A 10,742-nucleotide genomic window follows, 5' to 3' on the forward strand; every position below is an offset into this window, starting at 1 on the left:
TTCGAAAGTCCATTAATGGACTGGCCGCGTTGGTCGAGTTTGATATTAAAGTCGCCGTGTTCGACCCGGTGCTTTTTGTCTTTCTCAATCGCCACCGTAATCGGGTGAAAATACTTTATTGGGAACGCAACGGCTTCTGTCTTTGGCTCAAGCGCCTGGAGTCGGAGCGTTTCAAAACCTCGCCCGAAGCCATAGTGTTGAGCGTCCAAGAGCCGAACTGGTTACTCGACGGTTTTGATCTGTGGCGCAACCGCCCGCACCAGGTTTTGACACCACGATTTGTCGCTTGATTGGGTATAATTCGGACCATGATTTCTTTGCCCGATGACCTTCCTGATGACCCAGTGCTTCTCAAGCAGATGCTGCTTGAGATTTACGAAGCGCGTGCACGTGATCAGGAAGTCAAAGAAGCTTACGCGACTCATATCGTTGATCTCAAAGAGCAGATCAAGCTGTTGCGTGACCGTATATTCGGTCGCAAATCCGAACAGACCGTTGAGCCCAACACGCCGCAACTCGCGTTGTTCAACGAGCCCGAAAGCAAGCCGAAGCCTGTTGTCGAGGACGCTGAGGAAGAGGTCGTTGCGCCAACCAAGCGCCGTGGAAAACGCAAGCCGCTGTCGGCTGACTTGCCGCGCATCGAAGTCATCCACGAACTGCCAGAACATGAACTGACCTGTGCCTGCGGTTGCCGCAAGCATGTGATCAGTGAAGAAGCCAGTGAACAGCTGGACATCGTGCCGATGCAGATCCGAGTGATCAAACACATCCGCAAAGTCTACGGCTGCCGTGGTTGTGAAACGGCTCCGGTCACCGCTGATAAACCTGCTCAGTTGATCGAAAAGAGCATGGCCAGTCCGAGCATGTTGGCGATGCTGTTGACCACCAAGTATGTCGATGGCTTACCGTTGCATCGTTTCGAAACGGTGCTGAGTCGACACGGCATCGATATCCCGCGCCAGACCTTGGCACGCTGGATTATCCAGTGCGGCGAGCATTTACAACCGTTACTGAATTTAATGCGCGACCGATTGCTGGAAAGTCCGGTCATCCACTGCGATGAAACCCGCGTCCAGGTGCTTAAAGAACCGGATCGCGACCCTACCAGCCAATCCTGGATGTGGGTGCAGGCCAGTGGCCCGCCAGACAGGAAAGTGGTGCTGTTTGACTACACGTCCAGCCGTGCCCAGGAAGTGCCGCTGCGCCTGATGGAAAGTTATCGGGGCTATGTGATGACCGACGATTACGCGGGCTACAACGCCTTGGCGTTGCAACCGGGCGTGGAGCGTCTGGGGTGCATGGCCCATGCACGGCGCAAGTTTGTGGACGCACAGAAAGTGCAGCCCAAGGGCAAGACCGGGCGTGCCGATATCGCGCTGGCGATGATCAACAAGCTGTACGGCATCGAGCGTGAGTTAAAAGACGTCGGTGATGACAGCGATTTACTGGCCGTCAGGAAAAGAGCCTGCCGATCCTGGCGCAGTTGAAAAGCTGGCTGGATAAAACGCAGTCCCAAGTAACGCCACAAAGTGTGCTGGGCAAGGCGGTTAATTATCTGGCGAACAACTGGAGTCGGCTGGAGCGCTACGTTGAGGCGGTTTTTTTACCGATCGACAACAATGCAGCCGAAAGAGCGATAAAGCCGTTTGTGATCGGGCGCAAAGCATGGCTGTTCAGCGATACGCCCAAAGGCGCGACTGCCAGCGCCCAGATCTACAGCCTGGTCGAAACCGCGAAGGTCAACGGCCAAGAGCCCTATACGTGGCTGCGCCACGTACTGGAGCGACTGCCGCATGCACAGTCAATAACCGACTATGAAGCCTTGCTGCCATGGAACTGCTCACCGGAGATGCCACAGTAAACCGTTGCCCCACCTTGGGATAGGTGGGGTTTATGGAGCGCATACGATGAAGGCGATGCGCAGGATGGTAGACACGATCAAACACTGGCGCATCCATCGATCCACGACGGATGACCTGAGGGATTTTTCTCGCAGGTACAACGCTGTGATTCGAGGATGGATCGAATACTACGGTAAATTCTGGTACAGAAACTTCAGCTATCGATTGTGGAGCGCGTTGCAATCGCGCCTGCTCAAATGGATGAAGAGCAAGTACCGAATCTCTATACGTCAAGCGGAGCATCGGCTGCGTCTTGTTCGAAGAGAGAATCCGGAGCTGTTCGCGCATTGGTATTTACTACGTGCATCGAATGTGTGATCAAGAGCCGTATGACGGGAGACTGTCACGTACGGTTCTGTGAGCAGCCGAGGGGTGAAATTCCCTCGGCTGACTCGACTCAGCGATACGCCCAAAGGCGCGACGGCGAGTGCTCAACTCTACAGCCTGGTCGAGACCGCCAAAGCCAACGGCCAAGAGCCTTATGCGTGGCTGCGCCACGCACTGGAGCGCCTGCCACAGGCATCCTAGGTTGAAGATTACGAAGCCTTGTTGCCGTGGAACTGCAAGCCTGGATCCCATGGCTAAACGCGCCGCCAATTTTTGACTAGGTGGGGTTTATGGAGCGCTTAGTGCGCCAGCCAAGCTGGCAGTTGATAAAGGGTGAAAGTCCCTACGAGAGAAGTTATGGCGAAACACCTCGACCCCGAGTCATGCGTTGTGCACCGTGAGGTGTACGGCGAAGCGTTGGCAGGGGAAACCAGCAGGCCAGCCATTGAGCCGCGAAATCATGAGTCCAGGGCGCCGACGCTGTTAAGCGAAGCGGAAGGCCACAGTGTGCATGACGATAATCGCAAGCCATGTTTCACGCCCTGCGCGGTCGTAGACCCTGAGCATGCTGGGAAGTCAACTGTACGGAAGCTGGGAGATCTCATCCGTTGTCTGGTCGTGACAAGCCAGACGGGGTAGGAAAGGTCACAAGCCAAAAGCCTGCCGTCTACGCGGATGAGAAGTCGGATAACTCCGTAGTACCTGAGAAGTTGTCGAACAATGGGTTTTGCTCAGCGGAGACAATGGAGGAAAGGGAGTTAGCCAAGGGGAACAGCGAACAGCCTTCCGCACCCCGGACGCAGAGCCGGACAAGTGCGTTGTTAGGGTTGCTCGCTGTACGTCAAGCAGCTCGGCGAGATCGCCGGGTAAAGTTCACGAGCTTGCTGCACCACGTGACGGTCGAGCTATTGCACGAGAGTTTCTACAATCTCAAGCGAGACGCGGCCAGTGGTGTGGATAGTCTATCGTGGCGAGAGTATGAGCAAGGTCTGCTCACAAGGCTGACAGCCTTACACGACAAAGTGCATAGTGGCCGCTATCGCGCCCAGCCTGTCCGGCGGGTGTTTATCCCAAAGGCAGATGGTAGCGAGCGCCCGCTGGGCGTAACCGCACTGGAAGACAAGATCGTCCAGACCGCAGTCGTGCAAGTGCTCAACGCAATTTATGAGCAGAACTTTCTCGGACTCTCGTATGGTTTTCGCCCAGGTCGAGGGCAACACGATGCATTGGATGCGTTATCGGTAGGAATACAGAATTCGCGTGTTCGTTGGATATTGGACGTGGATATTCGAGCGTTCTTTGACACCATCGATCACGAATGGATGATGTGCTTCCTGCAACACCGAATTGCGGATAGGCGAATGTTAGCGCTGATAGTTCGATGGCTGCGCACAGGTGTTCTCGAAAATGGAAAGCGCATTCCTGCGAAGCAGGGCACGCCGCAAGGTGCGCCCATTTCACCGTTGCTTGCCAACATCTACCTGCACTACGTGATGGACTTGTGGATCAGGCAATGGCGCGAGCGTACTGCACGAGGTCAGATGATTGCTGTGCGATACGCAGACGACAGTGTGCTTGGATTTGAAAAGCATGAAGATGCATGGAGTTTTCGCCAGGCGTTGGAGGCTCGACTAGCCCAGTTCAACCTGACACTGCATCCAGAGAAAACACGTTTGCTACGGTTTGGCTGGTTCGCGATCGAAGATCGCAAGAAGCGCGGGGAAGGAAAACCGGAAACTTTCGATTTTCTCGGGTTCACGCATATCTGTAACAAAACCAAGAACGGGATGTTTGTGGTTAGACGCGTGACCATCGCCAAGCGTATGAGAACGACAATCAGGGAGATACGGGTGCGGTTACACAAGCGCAGACATGAGCCCGTCCCGGTAATCGGACAATGGTTGAGCCGTCTGTTTAAAGGTTACTGCAACTACTATCACGTACCCGGTAACACACGGCGACTGGATGCCTTTCGCCGTGAAGTGATCGGTGCGTGGAGGCATGCTCTTAAACGGCGAAGTCAGCGGCACCGTCTGAACTGGGAACGCATGGCTACGTTGGCCCGGCTATTCATACCCTATCCAAGAGAGCTACCAATGCATCCGCATCCCATAACCCGCTTCGGCGTCAAAACCCAAGGCAGGAGCCGTATGCGGTAATTCCGCACGTACGGATCTGTGCGGGGGGTGGCAGGTGACTGCCATTCCTACCGCGACCGAGATACCACGGTAAACGAGGTGGTTGTCTTGCGGTAGGTGTAGTTCATGGATCGCATACTGTACGGATCTGTGCGGGGGGGAGGTGACTGCCATTCCTACCGCAACTCATAACGGTGTGCTGGCTCCTGAAAGAATCGAGAGCACAGCATCAGGCTTCAATTTCGGGCTTGGAATGTCGGGATCATGGATCCCTTACAGTTTTCAAACAGCACCAACAGTACCCACATCCACGATTGGCTGGTCGGGTCTCGAACCGGCTCTTCCTGAACCTGAAATCTGCCGACTCGCTGACGTTAATGCGACGGAACCATTTCAGAATGGGCAGGTATTGGTTTAGCCACCTGTGCACCAACGCCGATCAACGGCGATGCTCTACCCATGTATGATCATTGCCAGCATCAGCCATATCCGCTAATAGCGTTACATCATTATTATAATATACGTCTATTAACATATTTCTGAATTCTGCAGAAAATTTGAAGGCATGTTCTTTTGAAATCTCCACCCCGCCCTTGTTCAAAAACCTAGCCAAACTCAAAACTTTTTCAGCTTTGGGTAGATGCTGAGAAATAATATCATTAAAAACACCAGGGCCTGTTAGTTCAGATATTTTTTTTACATACGCAGACATTTTTTTCACATCATTTACTGCTGGCCTGCTCTTGTAAAAATCCTTATTTCTTTGATAGCGAATAAAAATTTCATCTAAAAGGTTTTCGAAAATTTTATTTCCTTCATGGGTGCCAATAAAATTATTATTATAGTTTACATACATATCGAGAGCAGAATTACTTACAGGCGTACTAAGCAGGATATCGTTATTGGAAGCTATTAGATCTTTCTCTGCGAAATCTGTTGTTAATTTATCGTCAGCATCTATATAGATTCCTCCTCGTTCGTAGAGCAGATGATACCTGAGAATATCAGCAGCAGAGGCAAAATTTGTGTTTTTGAATTCATTGTTACCTAGCGCATCTAAAAATTGATCATGGTTTTTTCTCTTCATGAAATTTACATATTCAGGGGACTCTTCCAAGACGGCAATATTTTCTCCAACTTCTTTTAAGTTTTCTGAATTTTTATTAAATGATGACTCTGAAGCTTTAGAAAGAAATAATGTATATTCAAATCCTTTAGATTTTGCATATCTAGCATTGTGAATGATGTTCTCTATATTTTGAGGCGAAATTTCTTTAGGCCCAACCCATAATGAATATATTTTTTTGGGGATGGGCGTTTTATTGGGCTCTCTACTTTCTAAAGCTCGTACATCTACATTAAACCCGAGAGATTTTAAAGAGGCTATACGCTCTTCATCTATTTCTGATTTATATCGACTATTCATTTCGGTTGCTGTAAGAGGCCGAAGTGCGTTTGCTGTCTTATCAACCTGATAAGCCTTTCCTGAACTAATAGCAATAAAGGCATTATATTCCACATCATAAACCACTGGTGTTAAATAGGTATTAATAACACTGTAAAGAGTATTGTCAGACCTTACAACAATAGCCTTACTGACAGAGGCATCTGCTATGATATTTTCAAAGTTTCGAGTCATTATTAATTCAAGCTTGCAATCTTTCTCCCCAGGGGAACGTTTGCTTTTCCCTGTCAGGCAGGGAATAGGGAATAACTCATTGTTTTTTTCTTTATATCTTTTCCCTGCGAGATTGCCAGACTCATCAACAAAAGCAACAATATCTTCCCCAACAAAGGTTTTTCCTATCACTCTGTAGGGGAGAGCAACATCTGTTCCAGGAAGGGTCAATATACGATCTTTTTGAGATCTTCTTTTACTTTCTATTCTATTTGCATGCTCTTCAAAGAGCTCTAGAATATGTTGGTAATCTTTCTGATTGCGTGATGATTTTATATTGTCGGTTTTTGTTTTAAGCGCCTCAAGGAAAGATTCAAGCTCGTTTATTTTTTTTATCGGCCATTTTAATAAAAATGGCCCTGCTTTAACACCCAGCTTTCCACTTTGATATACAAGAGAAAAACCTGGATCAAACATTAACAGGCCTGACTGAATGAGAGAAACCGTTTTTCCCGCATTGGGGATCCCTTTTTCCAGTGCGAGAAATCCTGCATTAACTCTTTCAGATAGTGGTAATCTAGCAAGAGAGCGATAAGTAATAGCTCCATCAATAATGCCATTTGCCAGATTACTCGATATTGAGAGTGCTTCCCCTAAAAAAGGCAATACAGTAAGGAGGTCCATAGTACAGGACAGTGCGGATGTTTCATAATTTTTGTTTTTATATTCTTTTATGCAATCATAAAATGGAACAAGGTGCTTTCCTATGCTTTCCATTATTTCCAACACTGAAGCATCATAGTTTTTATCATATATTTCATCAATAAAACGTCTGCGGCATAAAGCGTTAAAGTGATCAATAAATCCCCTATATGCAAATGGACTGTTATTGTTTTTTATCATATAAGCATTTTGCGGGGCAGTATAGTAAGTTTCCTGGCGATTTAATCCTTCTGTTCTTATGTCATTGAATGGATCGCGCGCAAGGCGAGAGAACGCATATGTGCCATTAACAGGCTCCATCACATAATAGCGATCTAGGCCATTATTACGCACAATAAGAAAGTCTCTGTCTTTTATAATATTTGTTATTTCTTTACGAACCACATTCCGGGACGTCATAACTCCGAGCATACTGTATTTGATATTAACTTCAACTAATTGAGCTGAATAAATTATAGAGCTGTTTGAGGTAATAAAGCTCTCTTCTTCTTTGTGAGAATAGAAGTAACCAGCAAACATATTGCGCAGGTAATAATTGTTGATATTAAAATAAGGAGCCCCAATATCAACTTCTAGTTTTTCTTTATAGCGATTATTTATATTGTTGCTTGTCGCTTTCAGAACATCTATCAATAAGTTTTCAGAAGGAGAGGCTTTTCCTTTGGTTGGATAAGTTAATTCAGAGTTATTTTTTTTATTTCCGATATCTCTGAGCGTTTGAATCATTCTTATTTGAGTTTTTGCAAAGTCTGTTCTGCTTGGAATTTCTTTCATTGCGTCTATGAATTTTTTATGATCACGGTCAAATTGTTTTGAAAGTTCAACCTGTATTAGCATATCATCAATCAAAGAAAATATATTCGATGGCGGAAGGGTTGTTATTTTGTCAGGGTTATGCTTCATATTATAAAAAATGGCAGGTACGAAAAAGTATGATAAATAATTGCTATCGGATGTACTATTTTTTAGAAGGTCAAAAATAACGTCATAAATAATATCAATTTGTTTTTGTGTTAATGATGCTAATTCTTTTTTATAGTCTCCTCCTGTTTGAATTGCAATATCCTTTATGAAGGAGGAGGCTACATATGATTTTAAAAAGGCTGGATCAGATAGTGAGATCTTTTTATCTATATCCTTGTTTAAATGTAAAATTGGAATTTCTTCGCCAACAAAATAATCCCATACTTTGTGAAAAAGATTTACTGTTTGGTTTTCCTTTGTATCAAGCTCATAAAGAAGAGAGTTTAATGTTATTTCTTCTTTGTTAAAATTATCGATAAAATAAAAAAAGCCATTGAAAGAAACGTTCTCCTGAATATATTTTTTAACATTAGGTGGTACTACTGAGTCATATAACATTTCTTTAGCTATGCATTGTAATATAAGCTGCGAGGTAATTGACGCCATTTTAGCATCGTCAGGGTATTTTGTTATGCAATAACTTTCTATTTCTTTACTGGCTCTTATTTCTTTTTCTTGTTGTAGGTTTCTATCAAACAAATAAGAAACGAAGCTTTTTTCAGCGGCGAACAGGAAGAAAAAATCTTTTACAATGTTTAAGCTTTGTGCTGGGGTAAGATTTTCATTACTTTCTCCACCATATTCAAAATGGACTTTTTGAATGATCCTGGCAATAGGTTCCAGATTATCTTGATCTATTTCATGTGCTATTAGCTCTGTCCAGGATTTATCCTCACTTGGATACTTTTCTGAAAAATATGCATTCATCTTTTCATTTATTGTATCGCGAGCATTTCTTAACAAAAAATGGTTGCTTTCTTCATTGGCAAGCGCTTCTCTTTTTGTTCTTGGTGACAAAGGATGAGAAGTAGGAAACTCGTCTTGCTTAGCGATATCATGATTTTTAATTCTTTCATTGATAACATTCCTAATGCTTGCAGATAAAGCAATTAATGTATGATCTGGTTTTTCAGATAAAATCACTGAGCGCTTATTGTCTGCTTTATTAATTAAAAATGAGTTTATCTCCAGTTCAAGTTTCTTTAAGAGTTCGGTTGGGAGTTTGTCAAGTGATGGGGCTTCCTGCTCTGCAAGGTTCTTTAGTTCACTTTTTATTGTTTTGCACAAAGCATCCTGCTTTTCAGTTATAGAGCAATCCATGATTTCTATAATATTCAGCGCTGCTGTTTTTAATTTTTCCAGAACAAATACACTTTGTTCAATGATGTTTTTTTTGGTTATTTCATATGATTGACTACAACCTTCAATTCCATTTCTTTTTAAGTGATTAAGGAGTTCTTTTATATATTCCTCCTTTTGACAGGTTGTGCCTAGTATTTTTATATTGTCTGCCAAAGTGTTGGAATCATCTGGCTGTATCAACAGATAACGTGCCAGAGAGAACAAGGCGATTATGCTTGTCACTCCCGCTACAGCTACAGCGGAAGGCAAGCCTGCGGCCAGTAATGTGCTTGTAAGACTCGCGCCTAATACCACTTGGTTTGGTTGTGTTAAAAAGGGAGTTGTACTGTCTGCACTGGTCACATGATCTGGTATGACTTCCATGGGAAGTGATACATTCGATGCCCCCCCATAACGCATGATATTTTCGTGTTCTTCTGGTAATCCCACCGCCTCCCCGGTACTAACACGCTTGCCGTATCCTGGTCGACCAGCCATATCTTTCGTGTCAGCCTGAGGATACATTTTCGTTCTATATGGTCGCGGCAGAGTTAGATGGGGCGGATCATCGGTCCCCGCAGTTCTTATGTCCACAAGAGTTGTTTTTTTTGAGGCCCCGCTGCTAGGCGGCATAATTTTGCTGTCCGAGACAAACAGGTGTGCCCAGAGATTTAGCAAAGCAGACGGCAATGAAGGGGGTCGTTCATCCCTATTTTCAACCGGAAAGAAAAACTGTGTTGCGATCAACGTCGCTGTAAAAGCGGCTGCGTGCTCCTGAGCTTTTTGCATTTTTTTTCGCGACAGCCTTGACAAATAATAATTTTGCAGCTGTATAAATGACGTTTTTCCCTCTTCGATAAAGGGGGCAGCCAATGTACCTTCATACTTGTCCAGTACCGCCAGTCCCAATGAGCCAGCCTCAAAAACTGTGTTTCTTTTAACAGGAAAAGTGCTGATGTTCTGCAACTTCTCTGACAGGCTGATGAGTAGCGGATCGCAGGAAGTTGATACACTCCGGCGATTGACTGACAAGCGTCGTGCACTGCGCGGTGACGGTGTGCGCATGCCTGTCGATAGGGCTTTACTGTCAGAGGTCGGCTGCCGAGTCCGAAAGGCTGTACTGGAGGGGGGTATCACGGCTTCGTAATGGCCCTGCTGATCCCAAATAATGAGTTGCCACCCGGGGGAACAGGTGTCGGATGCCCGGTAGCTTCCGTGATCAATTTCAGGCGCTGCATCATCGAGACCTGCTGAGATCACTTTAACTTCTATATTTATATCATAACGCGAATTTATAATCTCAATCAGTGCAGGTGCTGCGCCTCTGCTAAAATTATCAAAATACAGCATCCTGCCGCGGTCATTCGGATATCGGATATCGTACTGCTTACGGATATTGGAAACTTCTACATCCAATGCTTCTGTTGTCAAGTTTGGTCGGATCTGCTGAACTATGGCATAGATTGCGCAATTATTTCCCTTTCCTGAGTTGGGAATAATCTGGTCGCCACGCTCATGAAGATAAGATCTAAATTTGGTATTAAGTCCCTGATACAACAGTCTCTGTTCTGCCTGAGCGTGACTGGATGGTTCCGACGGTAGCCTTTTTTTCTTTGCAAGTAATTTTGGAAACCGGGATAATCCTTGCGATGTATGAGCAGTTTCTGCCGACATTCGGAATATGTTTTCTTCATCACGGATATGGTCCTTCGCCTGCGAATGACGACGCTTCTTCTTGGCAATGCTATCGTATGTTATCTTCATGATCAGTCATGTGTTCTGATGGAAAAAATCTATATAACACATTGTTGAAAAACAGTCTTTCAAAAACTGCGTCTTGGAGAGGGCGTTGAAGCCCCCCGGGTATCAGAACAGTTGTTGCCTCTCCGA

At 45.6% G+C, this 10,742-nt stretch carries 4 protein-coding genes and 2 pseudogenes; 5 read left to right on the forward strand and 1 reads right to left on the reverse strand.

What is annotated here, in order from left to right; all coding sequences use genetic code 11:
• The 5 genes and pseudogenes from tnpB to ltrA all read left to right on the forward strand — a co-directional run.
• The coding region (gene tnpB, locus KVH01_RS29260) for an IS66 family insertion sequence element accessory protein TnpB (RefSeq protein ID WP_217883786.1) at positions 1-290 on the forward strand (290 nt) is incomplete at its 5' end.
• A gap of 18 nt (positions 291-308) precedes the next feature.
• Positions 309-1,861 (forward strand): annotated as a pseudogene (gene tnpC, locus KVH01_RS29265) (IS66 family transposase).
• Between the two features lie 46 nt (positions 1,862-1,907).
• A complete protein-coding gene (locus tag KVH01_RS29270) occupies positions 1,908-2,219 on the forward strand; it encodes a group II intron maturase-specific domain-containing protein (RefSeq protein WP_225924433.1) in 312 nt (103 codons plus the stop codon).
• Positions 2,220-2,300: 81 nt separating this feature from the next.
• Positions 2,301-2,429 (forward strand): annotated as a pseudogene (locus KVH01_RS29275) (transposase domain-containing protein); the annotation flags it as partial.
• Positions 2,430-3,109: 680 nt separating this feature from the next.
• Positions 3,110-4,387 carry a group II intron reverse transcriptase/maturase gene (ltrA, locus tag KVH01_RS29280; protein WP_404822122.1) on the forward strand — a complete coding sequence of 426 codons (1,278 nt, stop codon included), beginning with the start codon at positions 3,110-3,112 and terminating at the stop codon, positions 4,385-4,387.
• A 418-nt stretch (positions 4,388-4,805) separates the two neighbouring features.
• On the opposite strand, the gene KVH01_RS29285 is transcribed toward ltrA, so the two are convergent.
• Complete coding sequence (locus KVH01_RS29285; RefSeq protein WP_217883787.1) at positions 4,806-10,616, reverse strand: capsular polysaccharide synthesis protein; 5,811 nt, start codon at positions 10,614-10,616, stop codon at positions 4,806-4,808.
• Positions 10,617-10,742: the final 126 nt, after the last annotated feature.

This window comes from Pseudomonas khavaziana, assembly GCF_019145205.1.
Taxonomy (GTDB): Bacteria; Pseudomonadota; Gammaproteobacteria; order Pseudomonadales; family Pseudomonadaceae; genus Aquipseudomonas; species Aquipseudomonas khavaziana.

What these genes read in the sequence shown, in the direction of transcription:
- KVH01_RS29270 (WP_225924433.1), top strand. Translation starts at nt 1,908, where the DNA reads ATGAAGGCGATGCGCAGGATGGTAGACACGATCAAACACTGGCGCATC.
- KVH01_RS29285 (WP_217883787.1), bottom strand. Translation starts at nt 10,616, where the DNA reads ATGAAGATAACATACGATAGCATTGCCAAGAAGAAGCGTCGTCATTCG.